Here is a 20,179-nt window from a genome sequence, read left to right on the forward strand (position 1 = left end):
TGGCTCTGTGACGCGAAAAACATGCCAGTCGGGAATGCCGCCACCGGCAAGGGCCGTGGCGGCGATGCAAAGGCACCGCCGCATCGCGGCATGAAAAATATGCACGGTGAGTGGTGCGATGGACGACGCGGAATTTCAATCGGTTGCGCGTGACCGCGCCCACGCTTGCCCAGATCCCCCGAGCGTGCAACTCATCGTCAGGTAATGGCGCCCAGTTGCCAGGGCACGAACTCGTTGTGCCCATAACCATGCACTTCGCTCTTGGACTGCCGCCCGGAGGCAATGGTCAGGATGAGCTGGAAGATCTCTTCGCCAAGCTCGTCGATCGTCCTTGTGCCGTCCACGACGGCGCCGCAATTGAGATCGATGTCTTCCTGCTGCCGCTGCCACAACGCCGTATTGGTACCCAGCTTCAGCGAGGGCGCCGGTGCGCAGCCGTATGCCGAGCCGCGCCCGGTGGTGAAGCAGATCAGGTTGGCCCCCCCCGCCACCTGGCCGGTGGCCGAGACCGGGTCGTAGCCCGGCGTGTCCATGAAGACCAGGCCGTGTGCCCGCACCGGCTCCGCATAGCGATAGACGTCGACCAGGTTGGTGGTACCGCCCTTGGCCACGGCACCGAGCGATTTTTCGAGGATCGTAGTGAGACCACCGGCCTTGTTGCCCGCGGACGGATTGTTGTCCAGGCTGGCGTTCATGCGCGCGCAGTAGGCTTCCCACCAGCGGATCCGGTCGAGCAGCTTCCGGCCGACATCCGCTGACACTGCCCGCCGTGTCAGCAAATGCTCGGCCCCGTAGATTTCCGGCGTCTCCGAGAGAATGGCCGTGCCGCCGTGCGCGACCAGCCTGTCAACGGCCGCGCCCAAAGCCGGATTGGCGCTGATGCCCGAGTAGCCATCGGACCCGCCGCATTGCAGCCCCACCACCAGGTGGCTGGCGTCGACAGGTTCGCGCCGCACCTGGTTGGCGTCGGCCAGCATCGCCTTGACCTGTTCGATGCCAGCCGCCACCGTGCGCGCGGTGCCGCCGGTAGCCTGGATCGTCATCGTTTTCAGCGTTGCGCCGCTCGCCAGGCCCTGGCCTTGCATCAGTCCGTCGATCTGGTTGGTCTCGCAACCCAGGCCGACGATCAGGACCGCCGCGAAGTTCGGGTGGCGGGCATAGCCGCCAAGCGTGCGCCGCAGCAGTTCCAGTCCCTCGCCTTCGCTGTCGACCGCGCAGCCCTGGCCATGTGTCAGCGCCACCACGCCATCCACGTTCGGATAGTCCGCCAGCGCCCGCGGGTTGATGTCGCGCCGGAAGTGGTCCGCAATGGCGCGGGCCGCGGTGGCCGAGCAGTTGACCGAGGTCAGGATGCCGATGTAGTTGCGCGTTGCCACCCGCTCGTCGGCGCGCACGATACCCATGAACTGCGCGCGCGACGCCACCGTCGGCGCGGGCCGTGCGTCGATGCCGAAGGCATGGTCGCGCTCGAACGCGCCAATGGCGAGGTTGTGCGTGTGAACGTGCTCGCCCGCCAGGATCTGGCGCGTGGCAAACCCGATGATCTGCCCGTAGCGGCGCACCGGCACACCGGCCGCCACCGTGCGTACGGCCATCTTGTGCCCGGCCGGCACCAGTCCGCGGACTGCAAGGCCATTGTCAAGGCGCATGCCGGCAAGCAGTTGCCGGCGCGCGATGACCACATCGTCATCCGCATGCAGCCAGATCACCGGCTCGACGGCAGCTGCGGCGTTGCGGGCAAGGCCCGCTGGCTGCGTTTGTTCCAGGATGGCGCTCATGCTGCGGCCTCCACGCTGCCGGGGTTCGTTACCGCATCGCGGGTCAATACGCCATCCACCAGGCGCGGCAGACGCCAGGGATTGGCATCGCGCAGGGCCGCCGGCAAGGCCGCGTCCGGATAGTTCTGATAGCACACCGGGCGCAGGAAGCGCTCGATGGCCGCGCTGCCCACCGACGTGCCGCGCGCGTCGGTGGTCGCGGGGTACGGTCCGCCATGCACGATGGCATCGCCCACTTCCACACCGGTCGGATAGCCGTTGAACAGCAACCGCCCTGCCCTGGCTTCCAGCAGACCAATCAGCTCGCCATGGCGCAGCAGATCGGTCTCGCTAGCCATCACGGTCGCGGTCAGCTGGCCACGCATCCGCTCGGCGTAGGCCACGAAGTCGCGCTCCGAATCGAGCGCCACGACGACCGTCAGCGGGCCGAACACCTCCTCTTCGAGCGGCGCGTCTTCGTCGAACAGGACATGCCGTTCAGCCTTGAGCAGATGCCCGCCAATGCTGCTCTCCGCCTCCACCGCCACCAGCGTTTCCAGGCCGGGTACCGCAAGCAGTCCCGCGAACCCGCGCCGGAAGTTGTCGCGGATGCCAGCACCCAGCATGGGCTGCGGCGCGGCCTCCGCCAGGGCCGTGGCCAGTTCCGCCTGGAAAGCATCGAAGGCCGGTGAGCGCACGCCAAGGACCAGGCCGGGACTGGTGCAGAGCTGGCCGCAGCCGAACGTCACCGACGCCGCCAGCTCGCGCGCAATCTGCGGGCCGCGTGCCTCCAGTGCCGAAGGCAGCAGGAAGACCGGGTTGACGCTGGACATCTCGGCGAACACCGGAATCGGCTCCGGACGCGCCTGTGCCATGTCGAACAGCGCCCGCCCTGCCGACAGCGAGCCCGTAAAGCCGACGGCCTTGATCTGCGGCGCCCGCACCAATGCCGCGCCAGTGGCCGCGGCGCCATGGACCATATTGAAGATGCCCGCCGGCGCCCCGCAGCGGGCAATGGCACGTTCCATCGCATCGGCCATCAGTTCAGACGTCACAGGGTGGCCCGGATGCGCCTTCACGACCACGGGACATCCCGCCGCCAGTGCCGATGCCGTATCGCCGCCCGCCACCGAAAAGGCGATCGGGAAATTGCTGGCGCCGAACACCGCCACCGGGCCCACGCCGATGCGGTACTGCCGCAGGTCTGCGCGCGGCTGGGGCTTGCGGTCAGGCAAGGCACGATCGATGCGTGCGTCCAGGAAGTCCCCGCGGCGCAAGACGGCGGCAAACAAGCGCATCTGGTTGCTGGTGCGCTTGCGCTCGCCCTCCAGCCGCGCCGCCGGCAAGGCGGTTTCGCGGGACGCTTCGGCAATGAACGCATCCCCGATCGCATCGATCTCATCGGCCATCGCTTCCAGCAGGGCCGCACGCACGGCCGGGCTGGTGGCCCGGAACGCCGGGAAGGCATCGTGCGCGGCCTGCGCGGCCGCGGCGACTTCCGCTTCGGTCGCCGCATGGAAGCTCACCGGGTGGCGCTTGTCAGTGACTGCATCAACGCTATGGATCGGATGGCCCGTGGCAGCGCTGCGTCGGCCGCCGATGTAGTGATGTCCGAGGATGGTCATGTCAGGAATCTCGAATACAAAGAATACTGCTATGCCGTCACGCGACCCTGGACGAGCCGAGCGGCAACGCTGCCGCACGTCGGGCCCGCGCCCCGACGCTCATCAGGAGCAGCACGCCGACCGCGCCGGCGATGGCCAGGGCCAGCATGCCCGCCCGCTGGCTGTGAAATGCGGCTTCGACCGCGGTCTTCAGCGTCGGCGCGATGAAGCCGCCAAGATTGCCCAGTGCACCAATCAGCGCAATGCCACTGGCCGCGGCGGTGCCGCTCAGGTAGGCGGTCGGCAGCGTCCAGAACAGCGGCTGGACGACGACGAAGCCAACCGTGGCAATGCAGAAGGCCAGCAGCACCGGCACCAGCTCATGGCCAAGCGTCGACAGCCCGATGCCGGCGGCCGCCATCGCCAGCATGGCCATGGCAAATTCCCGTTGCTTGCCCTTCGCATCGGCCATGCCGGTGATCACGCGCAGGGCGATGACCGCGCAGAGCCACGGAATCGCCGTCAGCAGGCCGACCTTGGCGCCGACCGCGGTACCGGTCAGCTCGGAGATGCGCGTCGGCAGGTAGAAGATGACGCCATAGACGCTGACCTGGATCGCGAAGTAGATCGCCACGAAGCGCAGCACCTGCCAGTTGCCCAGCGCGCTCAGTGCCGTGGCGGGACCATGGGCCACCTTGTGGCTGTCTTCCGCCGCGATGGCGGTTTCCAGCGCGGCCTTTTCGTCGTCGCTGAGCCACTTCGCGTCGCGCGGCTTGCTGACCAGGTAGAAGAAGGCGATCACGCCCACCACCACTGCCGCCAGCCCTTCGATGATGAACATCCATTGCCAGTTGCGCAGGCCGAGCTGGCCACCCATCACGTCAAGCAGCAGGCCGGAAATCGGCCCACCGAGCACCAGCGCCACCGGCAAGCCGAAGTAGTACATGCCGAGCGCCTTGCCGCGCTGGCTGGCGGGAAACCAGTAGGTCGAGAACAGGATCACGCCCGGCGAAAAGCCGGCTTCCGCCACGCCCAGGATAAAGCGCAGCACATAGAACGAGGTCTCGTCATGGGCAAACATCATGGCCGCCGAGGCCAGCCCCCAGGTCACCATGATCCGGCTTAGCCAGACCTTGGCGCCGACCCGGTGCAGGATCAGGTTGCTCGGAATCTCGAACACGGCGTAGCCGATGAAGAAGATGCCGGCGCCCAGCGCATAGGCCGCGTTGCCGATGTTCGAATCCACCATCAGCGCCTGCTTGACGAAGCCGACGTTGGAGCGGTCGAGCATCGACAGTGCAAACATCAGCGCCAGGAATGGCGTCAGGCGCAGGCGGGCCTTGCTGACCGCGCTGGCCAGCGGATCGAATTTGGCAGATAGGTTCTGCATGCTTGTCTCCAGTGCGGATCCGCGTGAAGCGGTTCCGAGAAATTACGACGCCCCGTTCTTTTTCGTGCGTGAGGTCGTCGGGTGATCAGGGGTCGCGCCTGCCGGCGCGATCAGAGCGATGCGTCGATCAACCCGCGCGCCGCGAGGTTGGCCATCAGCGCGCGCACGCCGAACTGCCACGGGGCAATGCGGTCGCTACGGCTGACGCGGCTTGCCAGGGTGCCCAGCAGCTGGCTTGAGATCCGGACGATATCGCCGTCCTTGTGCGTGAAGCCGCCGCCCGCCGCGTCGCGGTCTTCCACCGGCGCGAACAGCGTGCCCAGGAACAGCATGAACCCGTCGGGATACTGATGGGTGGGGCCCATGGCTTGTCCGACCAGGTCGAGCGGATCGCGCGTGATCTGGTCCATCGAACTGGCGCCGGACAACACGAAGCCGTCCTGGCCGTCGACGCGCAGGTCCACCTTCGCGCGGCGCACATCGTCGAGCGAAAAGCTTTCATCGAAGAGGCGCAGGAGCGGGCCGATCGCGCAGGAACCGTTATTGTCCTTGGCCTTGCCCAGCAACAGCGCGCTACGGCCCTCGAAGTCGCGCAGGTTCACGTCATTGCCCAACGTGGCGCCCAGCACGCGGCTGCGGCTGTCGACGGCCAGCACGATTTCTGGTTCCGGGTTGTTCCATTCGGATGCCGGGTGCAGGCCGATCTCCGTGCCGGTGCCCAGCGCCGACAGCAGCGGTGCCTTGGTAAAGACCTCGGCATCCGGGCCGATGCCCACTTCGAGATACTGCGACCACATGCCCTGCGCGATCAGCAGCGCCTTGAGCTCGCCTGCCTCGGCGGAACCCGGCCGGAGGCTCGACAGGCTGTCGCCCACCAGCGCGTGGATCCTGGCGCGTACCTCGGCGGCCCCCTGCGGATCGCCCTTGGTCTGCTCTTCGATCACGCGCTCGACCAGGCTGCCGGCAAAAGTCACCCCCGCCGCCTTGATCACCTGCAGATCGCACGGCGCCAGCAGGTGCGCGGCTTGCGCGCTGCCGGTGCTGGCCGGCGCATTGGCCAGCAGGCTGTCCAGGCTGCCGATCCATCGGCCCGGCGTGCCGCGTACCGTGGCAACCGGGTCCGCCTGTTCGAGCAGGCCGCTCATGGTCGGCGCGGCTGCGGAGATGTCGAACACGCCATCGGCGCGCACGGCCACCACCGATGGGCCACCAGGCGATGCGTCGGTCGGCGGCAACCACGCACGGCCGACCAGCGTGCCGCGCAGGCCATCGGCGGGCAGGGTCTCCTTGGCGCTGAGGCTGAGCGCAGGCAGGGAAGTCATCGTTGTCTCCACGTACAAATTATTGTCGGCGCGAACATCGGGACCATGGCGGAGTCCGGTGCGCAGGTGCAACTCTATGTGTGGCATCGATAAACATCCAATCGATTATTTGCTAACATCGATTCCATCTGGTTATCAGTATTACCGGGTTAACCTCATGTCCCGACAAGCCGTTGCTCCCCCGTCATCCGTGCTGGCCAGGCTGCGTTTCCGGCACCTGCAGTTGCTGGACGTCCTCGGACGCACCCGCAACCTGCGCGCGGCCGCCGAACAGCTGCACATCACCCAGCCGGCCGCCACCAAGATCCTGAGCGATATCGAGGGCATGCTCCAGGCAAAGCTGTTCGAGCGCCTGCCGCGCGACATGTGCCCGACGGACCTGGGCCTGTTCGCCGTACGCTACGCCAGCACGGCGGTGGCCGACCTCGGCAAGTTCGTCAGCGAACTGGAAACCCTGCGCGCGGGCGGGCACGGCCACCTCACGGTCGGTGCGATCTCCGCGTCGGCGGCGCAGGTGGTGACCGCCGGCATCCGCGAGATCCTGCAGAAGCGCCCGCGCCTGGTCATCCGGCTGGTGGAGCAGAGCAGCGACCAGCTCGCCGTGTGGCTGGAGGAAAAGAAGCTCGACATCATGGTCGGGCGCCTGACCGAGCCGCGCCAGCAGGCGATCTTCGATTTCGAGGTCCTGTCGCCGGAGCCGGTGTGGGTGGTATGCAAGCCGGACCATCCCTTGCTTGCCCAGGCACGACCGGAGCTGGCCGACCTGGCCGAATGGCCGTGGATCCTCTACCCGCCCGCCACTGCCATCCGGCAGCTGTTCGAAGAAACCTTTGCCGCCGCGGGTATCCGCTCGCTGGTCGGCATGGTGGAAACGCCCTCGATCTTCTCCACGCTGGAGCTGTTGCAGGCGACCGAGATGCTGTCGCTGCAGCCGCGCGCCGCGGTCGAGAAGTACGTCGGGCAAGGACTGCTCGGGCGCGTACCCGTGCCGATCCGCCGGGCCATGACGAGCTACGGCATCGTCACGCGGAAGAACGAACTGCGATCCGAGGCCATGGACGCGTTTGTGGAAATCCTGCGTACCGTGGCCAGGCAACAGGGTACGGCCGGGGATGCGATGGCCCCCGTGCAAGACCGGGACGACAGCGCCACCATTGCACCGATGCACCGCTGAGTTCCGGCCTCCGGCCTGTCGCGCGCAAACGACGCTGTTGGGCCCTCCGACATGGCAATCTTCCTAAACCGCAAGTCCATTGATCTGAGATCAAGTTCAGTCGCACCGCTCTCCCTACGATCGCTCGGCCTTACCAAGACGATCCAACAAGGAGATTCCGATGCGAGCCATCCCATCACAGATTGCAGTGGCCGCGCTGGCGGCATGCGCGTTGCTGAGCGCCTGCGGAGGCGGAGATGACAGCGGCAGCAGTCCGCCAGTCCCTCCCCCGGCGCCTTCGCCTACACCTTCGCCTACACCTTCGCCTGCCCCCTCGCCGACTCCGGCCCCACCGCATACCGGCGAATCATTGCCGAGCCTGTCGGCTCCACAGCCCGGCTCAACGGCAGCGGTCGGCAATGGCAGCGAGGGGCTGTGGTCGGAATTCATGACCGTCACATTCATCGACAGCGGCGCGCGCTTCGTCCGCGCCGAGCTGGTCGGTACCGTGCGCGGAGGCTTTCGGTTTTCCGGTTCAACCTGGAACTTCACGCCAGATACTGTCTCCGAGTTCCTTGTTGCGACGACCGTCACTGGCACAGGGACTATTGCGCTGAACAGCAAGCTTGACGGCTCCTACCAGAGGGCCGGATCGGACACGCCGTCAACCATCGGTGCCACATACGATCCCGCCAATGCGCTCGCAGTGGATCAGGCGAGCATCGAGGGAAGCTGGAAGCAAGACGGCTTCGAGATATCGATCGATGACCAGGGCAATGTCAGCGGCACCTACACGAGCGGCACAAAAATCTGCGCGTTGACAGGCACCGCGATGTTGGCCGAGCCGGGCTCAGCGAAGAATCTCTATCGAGTCAGTGTGACCCCTTCCGTTGCGACGTCGCCTGCAAGCACTGGCTGTGCCATGTCCGTAGACATCCCGCATCAGGGCTATGCCGCGATCCGCTTTGTGCCGTCCGATGGCAGCATCGTCACGACAAGCAACACCCTGTACCGCCGCTCGCTGACCATGGTCGCGACCACCGGCACTGGTGGCTTCTTCAAGACGCAAATGCTCAAGCAATAGCCGGCCGGCAGGTGGGCGGAGAAACGCGGTGGCGCCGAACTCAAAGCGTCGCGGCCACAGGGATCGACGCGTCACCATCGTCACGGTGCGGTCGTGCTACTCCTTCCCTGAGGAAAAGCCTGTCAGCGCTGGCGACGGGCAGGCCAGATCATGCACCTTCGCTTATTTCGGTGCCCGAGCCTCCGCCATCTCCATGAGCCGGCAAACCGTTTTCCAGTTCCGCGCTGTCATCGGTACGCCGAGCAGTCGCTCGCTGTTCGCGGCAAGCTTCGATGTTCCAACGCCTGCCGGGGCATGCAGATAGAACACCTTGCCATCGAGACGAAAGCGCTCGGACTCCAGCTTGATGGTGCCGAGTCGTTCCAGGTCGGGACTCGCGGGAGCGTCAGCCAGGAATCCGACCTGCAGGCGGTTTGCATCGCTTTCAGCATCGGGGAACGGATTGCGCTCGATCGCCCTGCGCAGATCATTCTGTGACAGCACCAGCACCGTTGGCTGAAAGCCGCGTCGACGCTTGATCTCCGGGCCGAGCTTCGATGCAATGTGCGCTGCCGCCTCCTTGCTGGCCTCGAATACCACGTTGCCGCTCTGGATATAGGTTCTGACTTCCACCGCACCCAGGCTATCGAGGATGGAAACCAGATCTTTCATCGGCAAGGCGTTCTTGCCGCCAACGTTAATGCCTCTCAGCAGCAGGATGTAGTGCTTCATTGACCCACCTCGGCGCTACCTGGCGCCACGTTTCAATGCTGGTTGCCCCAGGCCCCTCTGGAGAGCGCCTGACGCCGCCGCTTTGACAAGCTTCTGGAAGGTCGGGCATTCAGCATGGCTCGGCGCCGGGCATTCCGCCGCATGCCGCAGGCCGTGGCTCATCGCGCGAAGCCGCGTGATCAGCGCGTCGATCTCGTCGGCCTTTTCCAGCAGCAACTGCCTGTCGATGTGCGCCTGGCCATCAGGCGCGAACATCGAACGGATCTCATCCAGCGAGAGTCCCGCCGCCTGCCCGAGCGAGATCAGCGCAAGCTGATTCACGACGCCTTCTGCAAACCTGCGCCGGGCGCCCTGCGGGCCCAGCGACACGATCAGCCCCTTCTTCTCGTAATAGCGCAGTGTCGAAGCAGGCACCCCCGTGCGTTTGGCGACTTCGGCGATATCCATCAGACGGCCCTTGACTTGAAGTTGACTTCAACTTCTATAGTGGCCACATCGTTTCCGCAAGTCAACTGCAAGGAACCCCATGACACGCCTGCCAGAAATCGCCACGATCGTTGCCATCGGGATGGGTGCCACGGCCTTCATGGACGTCTGGCTGACGTTCCTCAAGCGCATCGGCGTCCCGACACTCAATTTCGCGTTCATCGGGCGATGGGTCGGCCACCTGTTTCGCGGGAGATTCGCGCACGCCTCGATCGGGCAGGCACAGCCGATTTCCGGCGAACGCGCACTGGGCTGGCTCACGCACTATGCGATCGGCATCGCGTTCGCGTGGCTGCTCATTGCGATCGGCGGTGCCAGCTGGGCCCACAACCCCACAGTGCTGCCGGCGGTTCTCGTCGGCATGGCTACAGTCGCGGCACCGCTGTTCATCATGCAGCCAGCCATGGGCGCCGGCTTTGCCGCTTCCCGGACGCCGACGCCGTTCAGGAACTGCCTGCGCAGCGTCGCCAATCACACCGTCTTTGGCTTCGGCCTGTACCTGTCCGCGCGCTGTATCGCATCTCTAATGCAATAAAGAACGCCTTCCCCGAACTACCGCAACGTAAACTGGATTAATCGCCATGAAGAAGCTAGCCATCATCTATCACAGCGCCCACGGCCACACCGAACACATTGCCGGGTGCGTGCAGGAAGGCGCGGCGAGCGTCGCCGATACCGAAGCCCGGCTGATCAAGGCCAGGGACCTGGCAGAAGCCCCGGAGGAACTGCTAGGGTACGACGCCTACATCCTCGGCTCGCCAACCTACCTTGGCGGTGTCTCCGGCACCTTCAAGACCTTCATGGATGCCACCGGGCGCCTGTGGCGAACGCAGCAACTCAAGGGGAAGCTCGCTGCCGGCTTCACGGTGTCGTCGCTGCCTGCCGGCGACAAGCAGTCAACGCTGATGTCGATCTTCGTGTTTTCCATGCAGCACGGGATGCTGTGGGTCGGCAACCCTATCTTGCCCGAGCAGCACGGCGGCGTTCCCTATGACGAGGCCGCCAACCGGCTGGGATCGTGGTCGGGCCTGATGGCCCAGTCCGACCACTCCGCGGCGGCAGATGCGTTCGCCCCCGGCGATGTGAAGACCGCCAGAATGTTCGGCAGGAACTTCGCCGAGACGCTGCACCGCGTCCGCTGAAATGCACGTCCCGCGCAACGAATACGAGGAACGCCCATGATCCCGAGGAAATACGGTCCGCAGTTGTTCAGCCTGGTGCTGTCGGGGCTGATGTCCCTGATCGTTGCCGGCATCTCGACGTATCGCGCTGTCGGCCTGGTACCGGACTTTGCCGGCATGTGGATCAGCGCATGGCTGACGGCCTGGCTGGTTGCGTTTCCTGCCGTCCTGCTGGTCACGCCGGTTGCGCGCAGGGCTGTGCAGGCACTCGTGGAGGAGTAACAACGCGCTGGCTGTCACCATCCCTATCCATCATTCACTTGCCCCTCCACTCCGGCGGCCGCCGACCCACGAACGCCTCCACGCCTTCGCGGAAGTCTTCGCTGCCATAGCACTGCCGCACCAGGTCATCGGTATCGGCCACTGCCTCCACGGTCTGTCGCCGCAATGACTCCTTCACGACCCGCTGCGTTACCGGCGCCAGCGCGGCGAGCCGGCCGCACAGGGCGTTGACCTCGCCGTCCAGCGCCTCCGGTGCATAGACCCCTTCCAGAAAGCCACACGCCAGCGCCGCATCGGCATCGAGTATCTGCGCGAGCAACAGCATGCGGCGCACGGGCTGCAGGCCCCATGCCGCACGCAGCTTGGCGAGGTTCTGTGCCGACAACGTATTGCCGAGCGTCTTCGCAATCGGCACGCCGAATTTTGCTTTGGGCGTCGCGACACGGAAATCGCATGCCGTGGCAATGGCAAGCCCGCCGCCCACCGCCCATCCTTCGACGACTGCCACGGTAGGCATCGGCAGCCGCTCTACCAGCCCGATGCCCTCGTCGATGCGCGCTTCGTAGCCCACCCCGTCGTCGCCACCGGAGAACTGCCGGAACTGGGCGATATCGGTGCCCGCGACAAAGGCCTCGCCGCCCGCGCCGCGCATGACCACCACGCGCGCGCCAGAGTTGCCCTCGGCGGAAAGCGTGCGGCAGTGCGAGGCAAGCTGCTCGTACATGGCCCACGTCATCGCATTGCGCGCGGCCGGACGGTCGAAGGTCAGCGTCGCGACCTGCCCTTGCCTCGTGAGCGTGACCCGCCCTTCGTCGGGCTGAGCGGTGCTCACGCGCCGAACGCGCCGGCCGCGGCCAGCGACTTCTGTTGGTCCTTCGAAAGCCCCAGCTCCGCCAGGATTTCCTCCGTATGCTGGCCCAGCAGCGGCGGCGGGCGCCGTACCTGTTGCGGCGTGCCGCCCATCTTCACGGCGAAGCCGATATTAGGCACCTTGCCTTCGATCGGGTGGTCGATCTCGATGCGCATCTGGCGGTGCCGGCCGTGCTCGCTGTCGAAGGCCTGCGGATAGGTCAGGATCGGCCCCGCCGGAATGCCGACTTCGAGCAGGTGTTCGATCCAGTAGTCGCAGCCCTGCCTGGCGAAACTCTCCTCCAGCGCGGCGATCAGTTCCTTGCGGTTGTTCAAGCGCAGCGCGACGGTGGCAAAGCGCTCATCGGCCAGCAGGTCCGGCCGGTCGATGGTCTTGCACAGCAACTGCCACAGCTTCTGGTTGGTCGCGCCCATGACGAAATAGCCATCGGCGGCCTTCATCGCCTGGTACGGCGCGCTCATGCGATTGGCCGTGCCCAGCGGCTCGGGCTCGCGGCCGGTGCCCCAGTATTCGCAGGTGTCCCAGATCGAGAACGCCAGCGCGGAGTCGAACAGCGACGCATCGACATACTGCCCCTTGCCAGTCGCCTTCGCACCGATATATGCGGACAGCATGCCGTAGGTCGCGAACAGCGCGCAGCCGATGTCGGCCACCGGCACGCCCGCCTTGACCGGCGCGCCGCCCGGGTAGCCAGTCACGCTCATCACGCCCGACATGGCCTGCGCCATCAGGTCGAAGCCGGGCCGGCTGGCCCACGGGCCGCTCTGGCCAAAGCCGGAGATGCTGCAGTAGACCAGCTTCGGGTTGATCTTGCTGAGCGTCTCGTAGTCGATGCCCAGGCGCTTCATCACGCCCGGACGATAGTTCTCGACCAGGATGTCGGCCGTCTGCGCCAGGCGATACAGTACCTCGCGGCCCGACTCGGTCTTGAGATCGAGCGTGACGCTGCGCTTGTTGCGGTTCATGTTGAGGAAGCCCATGCTGTCCGGGCCCTTCATCTTGAACCCCATCGAGCCGCGCGTCTGGTCGCCGCCCTCTGGCGGTTCGATCTTGATCACGTCGGCGCCAAGGTCGGCCAGCAGCATGCAGGCATAGGGGCCGGCCATGACCTGGCAGATGTCGAGCACGCGCACGCCGGCCAGCGGCAAGGGGCGAGCGGACGTCTGGTCGCGGGTATCGGCGAAATCTGTCATCGGGTACTTCCTGGATAAGGGTATCGGGTGGCGTGCGCGGGTGCGGGTGCGGCGGCGCGCCCGGCCATCAGGCTTCCGCCTTCACGCCGGCGTCCTTCACGACCCTGGCCCACTTGCTGGACTCGGACACGATGAAGGCGCCGAACTGCTGGCTCGTGCCGCCCGAGTCCTCGGCGCCGAAGCTCTTGAGGCGCTCGACCACGTCGGGCATGGCCAGCACGCGGTTGACGTCCTCGTTCATGCGCTGCACCAGCGCCGGCGCCATGCCTTTCGGGCCCACCAGGCCGTACCACGAGGCCGCGTCGAGGCCGGGGAAGCCGGACTCCGCCAGCGTTGGCACATTCGGATGACTGGCCGCGCGCTTCAGGCGGGTCTGCGCGATGGCGATCACCTTGCCCTGCTGGATGAACGGCGTGGCGGCGGTCATCGTGTCGAAGGCATAGTCGATCTGGCCGCCGAGCAGGTCCGCCACCAGCGGGCCCGAGCCCTTGTACGGCACGTGCACCACGTCGAGCTTCGCCTGCATCCGGAACATCTCCAGCGCCAGATGCTGGGCCGAGCCGATGCCAGACGAGCCGAAGGAAATCTTGCCGGGCTTCTGCCGGCACAGCGCCACGATCTCCGATACCGTGCGCACCTTCTGCTCGGGCCGACAGGTCAGCATATTGGGCGTGACGCCGACCATCGAGATCGGCGAGAAGTCGGTGCGCGGGTCGTACTTGACGTCGAGCAGCGCGGGGGCGATCGCATGGCTGTTGACGTGGGCCATCAGCAGCGTGGTGCCATCAGGCGGTTGCTTGGCGACATAGGCGGCGGCGATCGCGCCGGTCGCGCCCGGCTTGTTCTCCACCAGCACGCTGGTGTTCCACATGACCCCGAGCTTCTGCCCGATGACACGCGCCAGCACATCGGTGCCGCCGCCCGGCGCAAAGCCGACCACGATCCGCACCGGCCCGTGCACGTCGGCGGCGGCGCGCACGAGGCTGGGAACCGCCAATCCGGCCACGGCCGCGAGCATGAATTGTCTGCGCTGCATTGCGTGTCTCCGTCCTATGACTGGTCGTTATGGAGCCCATGATGCGCAATGCGGCTGCAGCAGGCTATCGCTATTTGGGGGATTCAGGTTTCGCGTTTTGCGCAAGCACCGCCAGCACGCCCTGCGCGGCCGACGACAGCGCGCCGGGCGGTCGGTGGCACAGCACGAACTGCCGCTGCGCCCAGGGCCCGGCGATGGGCAGCCGCACGAAGCGGCTGCCAGCGGCCACCTCGGCCGCTATCGCCTCTGGCATCACCCCGCCACCCAGGTTCTGCGCCACCAGTGCGGCAATGCTGTCAAAGCCGCCCACCCGCATGCGCATCCGCAGTACGCGGCCGGCCTCTTCAGCCAGCCGCTCCAGCCCGATCGAGATCGCCGAACTCTCGCCGAGCACGATCAGGTCGCAGTCCAGCACGTCGTCCGTAGTCACCTGCTTGCGCCGCGCCAACGCATGGCCGCGCGCAACCACGAGCATCAGCCGGTCGGCCCGGTATGGTGCAGTCGGCATATCGATCACGCCGAGGCTGCTTTCGTAAATGCCGATATCCACGGTACCGCGGCGCAGGCACTGCTGGACCTCCTGGCTGTTCATCTCCTGCAGATCGATACGCACGCCGGGGCAAGCGCTGGCGCAGCGCTGGATGTCGAACGGCAGGAACTGGATCACGGCGGACTTGGGCGCCGCCACCCGCACCACGCCGAGGTCGCCGCCGACGAACGACGACGCATCGTCCTGCATGCGCTGGACCGTGTGGGTAATGCCGCGGGCGTGGGCCAGCAGCGCGCGGCCGGCTTCGGTCAGGGCCATGCCATGAGGCAGGCGTTCGAACAGGGAGACGCCGAGCTGGGATTCCAGCTCGAGGATGCGGCGGGACGCGGCCGCCGCGGCCAGGTGCAGGCGCTCCGCGCCGCGCGTGATGCTGCCTTGGTCGGCGACTGCGATGAAGAGCTGGATGGTGGTGAGGTCGAAATGGAGGCGGGGATTGCGTGAGGAGGAAGACGTCACGATGGTCTGCGCGCCAATGGGCGTCGTTGTGGGCGAGCGACAGATGGCGGTCAGCGAAACCGCCACAAGCATGTCGGAATGAAGCTGTGTGCTCGCCGATTGTCTGCATGAGCGCCGGCATCGGCAATTGCGGGTTTCCCGCGTCCGCGCAGCTTCATCGGGATGCTCGCGAAGGGGCAGCACTGCATAGGTCGCCAATGCCGCGGCTTGGCGCCGCGCCAGTCGGCGCCTTCCGTCCCCATTCACTCGTGGCGCTTCTTTTTCTGGGGCGAAGTCGAAACGGGAGATTTCGGCGGCACGAGGAACATCGCGTGACTCAGAGGCGTGGAAGTCGGTTCGCGTGCCTCCTTGGGGGATGCAGGGGTGACACGCGACTCGTCCATGGCGGTCCCTGGGATCCCCGCACCATTTTCGTAGCCAGTAGAAACCGACTCGAGGTAGCCCGGCGGGAAATGTTGCTCGGGCACGACGGATGTCTGGGCCTGGACGACACCGGCGAGCAGCAACAGGACACTGCCGGCGGTCAGGCAACCTCTACGGGAAAGGACGGGGGAAGGATGAGGGATCATGAAAGCCTCCATGTCCATCGCGAAACACAAGGCGTGGGAATACCCCCGTGAATGGCAGGCAACTTGTTCGTTCGCAGGGCTGCTGTGCGATGACAGAAATCAGCGCCGGACTTGTATGCCTGAGGTGCGGGGGATGGCAACAGCAAGTGCGAACGTGGATCGCGACAGGCTGTGTATCAAGATGTGTAGTCCACCAATCCGGAAAGTCAATGATGACATGACACAGCCGGTGCATCCGCGTTGCGTATGCCCGCAGGCGCAGGCTGCGCGTCAAAGGAAAAAGCGCACGGTGCTTAATATCAATCTTGAAACACTTGTGATTTCTTTCGATTCTGCGATTCTGCGATTGCCGTGACGCGTGGCGCAGATGCTATGACTGTTCGTGTCAAGCGATCAGGTTTCGCTGCGGTAGGTCATAGGCTATGCAGCCAGTTTCGGGATATTGAATCGAAGGCCACCACCTCCTCACGATCTCCAGCGCCGCTACATCATCTCCCCGCGTCGCCGGCCCGAACCATCGCCACATACCGTTGCACCGCTACAACCACCGCATGAACCATGCGAGCCTGGTTCCCCGGATCACTGACATAAGCCTCGTCAGCCGGATCCACAATGACCCCCGCCTCCAGCAGCACCGCTGGCATCACGGATTGCCGCAGAACAACCAGATCGTCGAAGCGATAAATACCAAAATCTGGCGCCAGTAGTTCCCGCGATTCGCCGGCGATTGGTTCCGCATGATGCAACGTCGGCGCGCGCCCCAGCTTGCGCATTTCTTCGCCGAGGATCTGCGCGAATACATAGCTCTGCGCGAAGCGCGGATTGCGTTGCGACACGAAGATCGAATAGCCGGCGATGGGCCGCGTAGTCCGATATGCATCGAGATCGCCCGCCTTGGCTCTCTCCAGATACTGCATCTGCGCGGAATCGTGGTGGATCGACAGGAACAGGTCCGCCTGCCGTGCATTCGCGTACTGGGCGCGCGCTTCCAGCGACACGTTCTCGGTCGGGCCACGGGTGAGGGCCACATCGAACCCGGCCAGCGTGAGCGCCTGTACCAGCTGCGAGGTCAGCCGGTCGTTGTAGTGCACCTCATGGATGCCACGTACACCCAATGCGCCGCCTTGCGACGGTGTGTGTCCGGGATCGATGACGATGCGGACCGGCCGCGGGCTGGCGGGCGACTGCGACGCGCAGGCGACGGCCGAAAGGCCGGCCGCCAGCCCAGCCAACACTGCCCGGCGGCCGCGAGAGATCGCCCCTGTCATCGGATCAGTTCCAGGACTTCTTGCTGATCATGTCGTTGCGGCAGGTGCCGGCCTTGCATTCGCGCACGCGGTCGCGCAGGTATTCGGCGCGGTCGCGGTTGACGCGGTAGTTGCAGTCGACGTCGATGGCCCCGCTAGACTCGCACGACGCGTCGCGGTACTTGATCCAGGCCAGTTGGGTGTCCTTCAACTGCTGCTTCACGCTGTCGCCGACCAGGCCACGCAACTCGTTGTAGCTCGAATTCAATTCCTTGTCGGATTCGAGGAACAACTTCGCGAAGCAGTACGTCTTGTCGTAGCTGGTGCGGTACTTGTCGCATTCGTTGGCGGCATGGGCAGCAAGCGGAGCCAGCAGGGCGAAGGTCAGGGTGGAAAGGATGGCTTTCATTGGCATTGGAATGACGGAAGAGGAAGAGTGGCTGCAGGCGTGCAACGCGTGCCGCCCGCCACGGGCTGAATGGCCGCGCACAGTTTATCCGGTACGGGCAACTGCCGCACCTGGTCCCTGTCGCCTCACCTGGAGAGGCGCGGCTGTGCCACCTGTCCCGGTAACCGCTTAGTCGATCAGCTTGCCGTGCGCATCGAAGAACGGATGCAGTGGGCCATACTCGCCGATCGCGGCGGCGTGTGTGACCAGGCCGTGCTGCGGATGCCACCAGTGCAACAGGTAGCCGGGCGGCTCCATGCGGAAGCGCGACGGTGCCTGTGGGTCCAGGTCCAGCGCCACCTGATGCGCGGGACCGGGCGCGGTGATCGCGATGGTGCCGGCGAAGCGCCGCGTGATGTGGCGATGCAGGTGGCCACACAGTATGCGCTCGACCTGCGGGTGCTGCCGCACGACGGCTTCGAGCGCCGCCGCATTTTCCAGCCCCTGTTCGTCCATGTGCCCGATGCCCGTGTAGAACGGCGGATGGTGCAGCAGCAACAGCGTCGGCTTGGCCGGCGCGGCGGCGAGTGTGGCCTGCAGCCACGGCAGCGCGGCGGGATCGACGCGCCCGCCCGGTTTGCCCGGCACCGTGCAGTCGAAACCGACGAGGCGCAGCGGCCCTGCGTCGACGGCATAGTGGACCGGCGCCTCGCCGTCGCCATTGGCAAACAGGTAGTCATGATCGGCAAACACCGCCCGCAGCGCGCCGCGGCTGTCGTGATTGCCGGGCAGCAGGCGGTATGGCATCGGCAGGCGCTGCAGGATGTCGCGCAGGAAGCAGTACTCGGCCTCGGCGCCGAAGTCGACCAGGTCGCCGGTGATGATGACGATGTCCGGGCGTTGCGGCAGGGCCAGCAGCGTGTCGATCCAGCGGTGCAGCGCGCCGGCGGTATCGACCATCCGGTAGGACAGTTTTCCGCCGGCCTTGATGTGCAGGTCGGTGACATGCGCAACGAGATAGGGCTTGCTCATGCTGCCTCGGCCTCCGCCAATGTGATCATGTGCGCGGTGTCGACGCGCAATCCGATGCGATCGCCGGCCTGCCAGCCGTCGCGCCGCGTGGTGTCGACGATCAGCGGCGCGCCGGCGCCAACATCCACCAGCAGCCGCGTGCAGTTGCCGAGAAACAGCGCGGTGATCACAGCACCCTGCACATGCGCGTTGTCCGCATGCGCGAGCGCCACGTCCTCGGGCCTGAACATGAGTTCGGCACGCGGGCCGGCCGCGGTCTTGGGGTCGCGCGGCACCACGCCGCCCGGCACGCGCCACGCGCCGCCGTGCTCCGCCGTGGCGCAGAGGCGGTTCATCGTGCCGATGAAATCCGCGACGAACGCATTGGCCGGCGCGCGGTAGATCTCCTGCGGCGTGCCTGCCTGCGCGATGCGGCCGCGGTCCATGACGATGATGCGGTCGCCGAGCGCCATCGCCTCCGCCTGGTCGTGCGTCACGTAGACGGCCGTGATGCGCAGGCTGCGCAGGAGCTGGTTGATGTCGGCGCGCAATGCGTCGCGCAGCTTGGCGTCGAGCGCGGTCAGCGGCTCGTCCAGCAGCAGCACGCGCGGCTGCACGGCAATGGCGCGGGCGAGCGCCACGCGCTGACGCTGGCCGCCGGAAAGCTGGTCGACGCGGCGGTCGGCGAACGGCCCGAGATGCATCATGCCGAGCATGTCGTCGATGCGCCGGCGTTGCGTGGCGGCGTCCACGCGGCGCACGCGCAGGCCGTAGCCGATGTTCTCGGCGACCGTCATGTTGGGAAACAGCGCATAGTTCTGGAACACCATGCCGACGCCGCGCTGCTCGATCGGCAGCGCCGTCACGTTGGTGTCGCCGAACCAGACCTCGCCGCCAGCGTCCGGCGACTCCAGTCCCGCGATGATGCGCAGCGTGGTGGTCTTGCCGCAGCCCGAGGGGCCGAGCAGCACCAGCGTCTCGGCGGCACCGATGTCCAGGTCCAGCGGCTGCAGCGCCAGTGCGCCGTCGGCGAAGGTCTTGCCGCAGCGGCGCAGGCGGATGGTCGTGGGTTCATGCATGGCGGGTCTCGGTAGGGGTGGCGGGCGCGGCGGTCACGGCCGGCACCTCGGCGCGCACGTGCTTGCGGGCGCGCGCGCCCATGGCGGCCAGCGCCTGCATCAGCACGAGCAGCGGAATGATCATCACGAAGAAGACGATGGTGTAGGCGGAGCCGATCTCGAGCCGCATCGACGCATAGCTGTCCGCCAGTCCCACGGGCAGCGTCTGCGTGGTCGGCGTGTGCAGCATCCAGGTCAGGTTGAACTCGCCGACCGACAGCGTGACCACCATCAGCGCGCCGGCCAGGATCCCCTGGCGGCAGTTCGGCAGGATCACCGTGAAGAAGCGCTGCATGCGGCCGGCGCCAAGGCTGGCGGCCGCGTCCTCGAGCGTGCGGATGTCGATGGCCGACAGGATCGCCAGCACGGCACGCACCATGAACGGCAGCGTGAACAGCACGTGGCCGATCAGGATAAACACCCAGCTCGTGCGCAGCGCCTGCCACTGGCCATAGAGCAGGATCAGGCCGAGCGCGGTGGCAAGGCCCGGGATCGCCACGGGCAACATCAGCAGTTCCTCGATCAGGCGCGTGACGCGGTTGCGGCGCAGCGCCATGTAGTACGCGGCGGGCACGCCGAGCACCAGCGTGCAGGCCAGGCATGCGAGCGCGATGCCGAGCGACAGGAAGATCGTATTGCGGTACAGCGACCAGACCTCCTCGAGCCAGCGAGTGGTAAGGCCGCTGGCGAGGCCGACGAAGATGTTGTTGGTGAGGCCGGCCAGCACGGACAGCACGACCGGCACGATCATGAACAGGCAGACCGCCAGCGTCAGCGCGAGCTGCAGCCAGTAGCGAAGGCCAGGGCGAACGGTAGACATGATCGAGCTC

Annotated in this window: 21 protein-coding genes; 6 read left to right on the forward strand and 15 right to left on the reverse strand. The window is 66.1% G+C overall.

Features of this window, described 5'->3' with window-relative positions:
* Positions 1 to 197: 197 nt before the first annotated feature.
* The 4 genes from CupriaWKF_RS14400 to CupriaWKF_RS14415 form a co-directional block, all read right to left on the reverse strand.
* The gene (locus CupriaWKF_RS14400) at positions 198 to 1,778 is read right to left on the reverse strand and encodes an altronate dehydratase family protein (RefSeq protein ID WP_276098525.1); all 1,581 of its coding nucleotides are present in this window, start codon (positions 1,776 to 1,778) and stop codon (positions 198 to 200) included.
* Complete coding sequence (locus tag CupriaWKF_RS14405; protein WP_276098526.1) at positions 1,775 to 3,382, reverse strand: aldehyde dehydrogenase (NADP(+)); 1,608 nt, start codon at positions 3,380 to 3,382, stop codon at positions 1,775 to 1,777. The genes CupriaWKF_RS14400 and CupriaWKF_RS14405 overlap by 4 nt, the downstream gene beginning before the upstream one ends.
* Before the next feature lie 37 nt (positions 3,383 to 3,419).
* The gene (locus CupriaWKF_RS14410; RefSeq protein WP_276098528.1) at positions 3,420 to 4,751 is read right to left on the reverse strand and encodes an MFS transporter; all 1,332 of its coding nucleotides are present in this window, start codon (positions 4,749 to 4,751) and stop codon (positions 3,420 to 3,422) included.
* A 110-nt stretch (positions 4,752 to 4,861) separates the two neighbouring features.
* Positions 4,862 to 6,073 carry a fumarylacetoacetate hydrolase family protein gene (locus CupriaWKF_RS14415; protein ID WP_276098529.1) on the reverse strand — a complete coding sequence of 404 codons (1,212 nt, stop codon included), beginning with the start codon at positions 6,071 to 6,073 and terminating at the stop codon, positions 4,862 to 4,864.
* A 157-nt stretch (positions 6,074 to 6,230) separates the two neighbouring features.
* Between CupriaWKF_RS14415 and CupriaWKF_RS14420 the strand changes: the two genes are divergently transcribed.
* Both CupriaWKF_RS14420 and CupriaWKF_RS14425 read left to right on the forward strand, forming a co-directional pair.
* The gene (locus CupriaWKF_RS14420; RefSeq protein ID WP_276098530.1) at positions 6,231 to 7,247 is read left to right on the forward strand and encodes a LysR substrate-binding domain-containing protein; all 1,017 of its coding nucleotides are present in this window, start codon (positions 6,231 to 6,233) and stop codon (positions 7,245 to 7,247) included.
* Positions 7,248 to 7,674: 427 nt separating this feature from the next.
* Positions 7,675 to 8,310 (forward strand): hypothetical protein, encoded by a 636-nt coding sequence (locus tag CupriaWKF_RS14425; RefSeq protein WP_276098532.1) that lies wholly within the window; start codon positions 7,675 to 7,677, stop codon positions 8,308 to 8,310.
* 162 nt (positions 8,311 to 8,472) lie between these two features.
* On the opposite strand, the gene CupriaWKF_RS14430 is transcribed toward CupriaWKF_RS14425, so the two are convergent.
* Both CupriaWKF_RS14430 and CupriaWKF_RS14435 read right to left on the reverse strand, forming a co-directional pair.
* Complete coding sequence (locus tag CupriaWKF_RS14430) at positions 8,473 to 9,021, reverse strand: DUF1697 domain-containing protein (protein ID WP_276098533.1); 549 nt, start codon at positions 9,019 to 9,021, stop codon at positions 8,473 to 8,475.
* A 15-nt stretch (positions 9,022 to 9,036) separates the two neighbouring features.
* Complete coding sequence (locus tag CupriaWKF_RS14435) at positions 9,037 to 9,468, reverse strand: helix-turn-helix domain-containing protein (RefSeq protein WP_276098534.1); 432 nt, start codon at positions 9,466 to 9,468, stop codon at positions 9,037 to 9,039.
* A gap of 79 nt (positions 9,469 to 9,547) precedes the next feature.
* Between CupriaWKF_RS14435 and CupriaWKF_RS14440 the strand changes: the two genes are divergently transcribed.
* From CupriaWKF_RS14440 to CupriaWKF_RS14450, 3 genes are read left to right on the forward strand one after another with little or no spacing between them, the layout of a single operon-like run.
* The gene (locus CupriaWKF_RS14440) at positions 9,548 to 10,042 is read left to right on the forward strand and encodes a DUF2938 domain-containing protein (RefSeq protein WP_276098535.1); all 495 of its coding nucleotides are present in this window, start codon (positions 9,548 to 9,550) and stop codon (positions 10,040 to 10,042) included.
* A 46-nt stretch (positions 10,043 to 10,088) separates the two neighbouring features.
* Positions 10,089 to 10,649 (forward strand): flavodoxin family protein, encoded by a 561-nt coding sequence (locus tag CupriaWKF_RS14445; protein WP_276098536.1) that lies wholly within the window; start codon positions 10,089 to 10,091, stop codon positions 10,647 to 10,649.
* Positions 10,650 to 10,685: 36 nt separating this feature from the next.
* Complete coding sequence (locus tag CupriaWKF_RS14450) at positions 10,686 to 10,910, forward strand: DUF2798 domain-containing protein (protein ID WP_276098537.1); 225 nt, start codon at positions 10,686 to 10,688, stop codon at positions 10,908 to 10,910.
* A gap of 34 nt (positions 10,911 to 10,944) precedes the next feature.
* Here the strand turns inward: CupriaWKF_RS14450 and CupriaWKF_RS14455 are convergent, their stop codons facing one another.
* The 4 genes from CupriaWKF_RS14455 to CupriaWKF_RS14470 all read right to left on the reverse strand — a co-directional run bounded on the left by CupriaWKF_RS14455 (position 10,945) and on the right by CupriaWKF_RS14470 (position 15,082).
* On the reverse strand, positions 10,945 to 11,742 hold the full coding sequence (locus CupriaWKF_RS14455) for an enoyl-CoA hydratase/isomerase family protein (RefSeq protein ID WP_276098538.1): 798 nt from the start codon (positions 11,740 to 11,742) through the stop codon (positions 10,945 to 10,947).
* Positions 11,739 to 12,974, reverse strand: a complete 1,236-nt coding sequence (locus tag CupriaWKF_RS14460; protein ID WP_276098539.1) for a CoA transferase — start codon at positions 12,972 to 12,974, stop codon at positions 11,739 to 11,741. Before CupriaWKF_RS14460 ends, CupriaWKF_RS14455 begins: the two co-directional genes overlap by 4 nt.
* Before the next feature lie 67 nt (positions 12,975 to 13,041).
* The gene (locus CupriaWKF_RS14465) at positions 13,042 to 14,010 is read right to left on the reverse strand and encodes a tripartite tricarboxylate transporter substrate binding protein (protein WP_276098540.1); all 969 of its coding nucleotides are present in this window, start codon (positions 14,008 to 14,010) and stop codon (positions 13,042 to 13,044) included.
* Between the two features lie 70 nt (positions 14,011 to 14,080).
* The gene (locus CupriaWKF_RS14470) at positions 14,081 to 15,082 is read right to left on the reverse strand and encodes a LysR family transcriptional regulator (protein ID WP_276098541.1); all 1,002 of its coding nucleotides are present in this window, start codon (positions 15,080 to 15,082) and stop codon (positions 14,081 to 14,083) included.
* Between the two features lie 501 nt (positions 15,083 to 15,583).
* On the opposite strand from CupriaWKF_RS14470, the gene CupriaWKF_RS14475 reads away from it, so the two are divergent.
* Entirely contained in the window at positions 15,584 to 15,940 is a 357-nt protein-coding gene (locus CupriaWKF_RS14475; RefSeq protein ID WP_276098542.1) for a hypothetical protein, read from the forward strand.
* A gap of 133 nt (positions 15,941 to 16,073) precedes the next feature.
* On the opposite strand, the gene CupriaWKF_RS14480 is transcribed toward CupriaWKF_RS14475, so the two are convergent.
* From CupriaWKF_RS14480 to CupriaWKF_RS14500, 5 genes are all read right to left on the reverse strand, one after another.
* Positions 16,074 to 16,853, reverse strand: coding sequence for an N-acetylmuramoyl-L-alanine amidase (locus tag CupriaWKF_RS14480; protein ID WP_276098543.1), 780 nt, complete (start codon positions 16,851 to 16,853; stop codon positions 16,074 to 16,076).
* A 4-nt stretch (positions 16,854 to 16,857) separates the two neighbouring features.
* Positions 16,858 to 17,241 (reverse strand): lysozyme inhibitor LprI family protein, encoded by a 384-nt coding sequence (locus CupriaWKF_RS14485; RefSeq protein ID WP_276098544.1) that lies wholly within the window; start codon positions 17,239 to 17,241, stop codon positions 16,858 to 16,860.
* 168 nt (positions 17,242 to 17,409) lie between these two features.
* Positions 17,410 to 18,252 (reverse strand): phosphodiesterase, encoded by an 843-nt coding sequence (locus CupriaWKF_RS14490; RefSeq protein ID WP_276098545.1) that lies wholly within the window; start codon positions 18,250 to 18,252, stop codon positions 17,410 to 17,412.
* Entirely contained in the window at positions 18,249 to 19,310 is a 1,062-nt protein-coding gene (locus CupriaWKF_RS14495) for an ABC transporter ATP-binding protein (protein ID WP_276098546.1), read from the reverse strand. Before CupriaWKF_RS14495 ends, CupriaWKF_RS14490 begins: the two co-directional genes overlap by 4 nt.
* Positions 19,303 to 20,169, reverse strand: a complete 867-nt coding sequence (locus CupriaWKF_RS14500) for an ABC transporter permease (protein ID WP_276098547.1) — start codon at positions 20,167 to 20,169, stop codon at positions 19,303 to 19,305. Before CupriaWKF_RS14500 ends, CupriaWKF_RS14495 begins: the two co-directional genes overlap by 8 nt.
* Positions 20,170 to 20,179 lie beyond the last annotated feature (10 nt).

This window comes from Cupriavidus sp. WKF15 (assembly GCF_029278605.1).
GTDB lineage: Bacteria > Pseudomonadota > Gammaproteobacteria > Burkholderiales > Burkholderiaceae > Cupriavidus.

Excerpts from the sequence above, each read along its gene's own strand:
- CupriaWKF_RS14430 (WP_276098533.1), bottom strand. The coding sequence starts at position 9,021 with ATGAAGCACTACATCCTGCTGCTGAGAGGCATTAACGTTGGCGGCAAG.
- CupriaWKF_RS14495 (WP_276098546.1), bottom strand. The coding sequence starts at position 19,310 with ATGCATGAACCCACGACCATCCGCCTGCGCCGCTGCGGCAAGACCTTC.
- CupriaWKF_RS14465 (WP_276098540.1), bottom strand. The coding sequence starts at position 14,010 with ATGCAGCGCAGACAATTCATGCTCGCGGCCGTGGCCGGATTGGCGGTT.
- CupriaWKF_RS14425 (WP_276098532.1), top strand. The coding sequence starts at position 7,675 with ATGACCGTCACATTCATCGACAGCGGCGCGCGCTTCGTCCGCGCCGAG.
- CupriaWKF_RS14415 (WP_276098529.1), bottom strand. The coding sequence starts at position 6,073 with ATGACTTCCCTGCCTGCGCTCAGCCTCAGCGCCAAGGAGACCCTGCCC.
- CupriaWKF_RS14480 (WP_276098543.1), bottom strand. The coding sequence starts at position 16,853 with ATGACAGGGGCGATCTCTCGCGGCCGCCGGGCAGTGTTGGCTGGGCTG.
- CupriaWKF_RS14500 (WP_276098547.1), bottom strand. The coding sequence starts at position 20,169 with ATGTCTACCGTTCGCCCTGGCCTTCGCTACTGGCTGCAGCTCGCGCTG.
- CupriaWKF_RS14460 (WP_276098539.1), bottom strand. The coding sequence starts at position 12,974 with ATGACAGATTTCGCCGATACCCGCGACCAGACGTCCGCTCGCCCCTTG.
- CupriaWKF_RS14400 (WP_276098525.1), bottom strand. The coding sequence starts at position 1,778 with ATGAGCGCCATCCTGGAACAAACGCAGCCAGCGGGCCTTGCCCGCAAC.
- CupriaWKF_RS14410 (WP_276098528.1), bottom strand. The coding sequence starts at position 4,751 with ATGCAGAACCTATCTGCCAAATTCGATCCGCTGGCCAGCGCGGTCAGC.
- CupriaWKF_RS14440 (WP_276098535.1), top strand. The coding sequence starts at position 9,548 with ATGACACGCCTGCCAGAAATCGCCACGATCGTTGCCATCGGGATGGGT.
- CupriaWKF_RS14475 (WP_276098542.1), top strand. The coding sequence starts at position 15,584 with ATGAAAGCCTCCATGTCCATCGCGAAACACAAGGCGTGGGAATACCCC.
- CupriaWKF_RS14490 (WP_276098545.1), bottom strand. The coding sequence starts at position 18,252 with ATGAGCAAGCCCTATCTCGTTGCGCATGTCACCGACCTGCACATCAAG.
- CupriaWKF_RS14405 (WP_276098526.1), bottom strand. The coding sequence starts at position 3,382 with ATGACCATCCTCGGACATCACTACATCGGCGGCCGACGCAGCGCTGCC.
- CupriaWKF_RS14420 (WP_276098530.1), top strand. The coding sequence starts at position 6,231 with ATGTCCCGACAAGCCGTTGCTCCCCCGTCATCCGTGCTGGCCAGGCTG.
- CupriaWKF_RS14435 (WP_276098534.1), bottom strand. The coding sequence starts at position 9,468 with ATGGATATCGCCGAAGTCGCCAAACGCACGGGGGTGCCTGCTTCGACA.
- CupriaWKF_RS14450 (WP_276098537.1), top strand. The coding sequence starts at position 10,686 with ATGATCCCGAGGAAATACGGTCCGCAGTTGTTCAGCCTGGTGCTGTCG.
- CupriaWKF_RS14485 (WP_276098544.1), bottom strand. The coding sequence starts at position 17,241 with ATGAAAGCCATCCTTTCCACCCTGACCTTCGCCCTGCTGGCTCCGCTT.
- CupriaWKF_RS14445 (WP_276098536.1), top strand. The coding sequence starts at position 10,089 with ATGAAGAAGCTAGCCATCATCTATCACAGCGCCCACGGCCACACCGAA.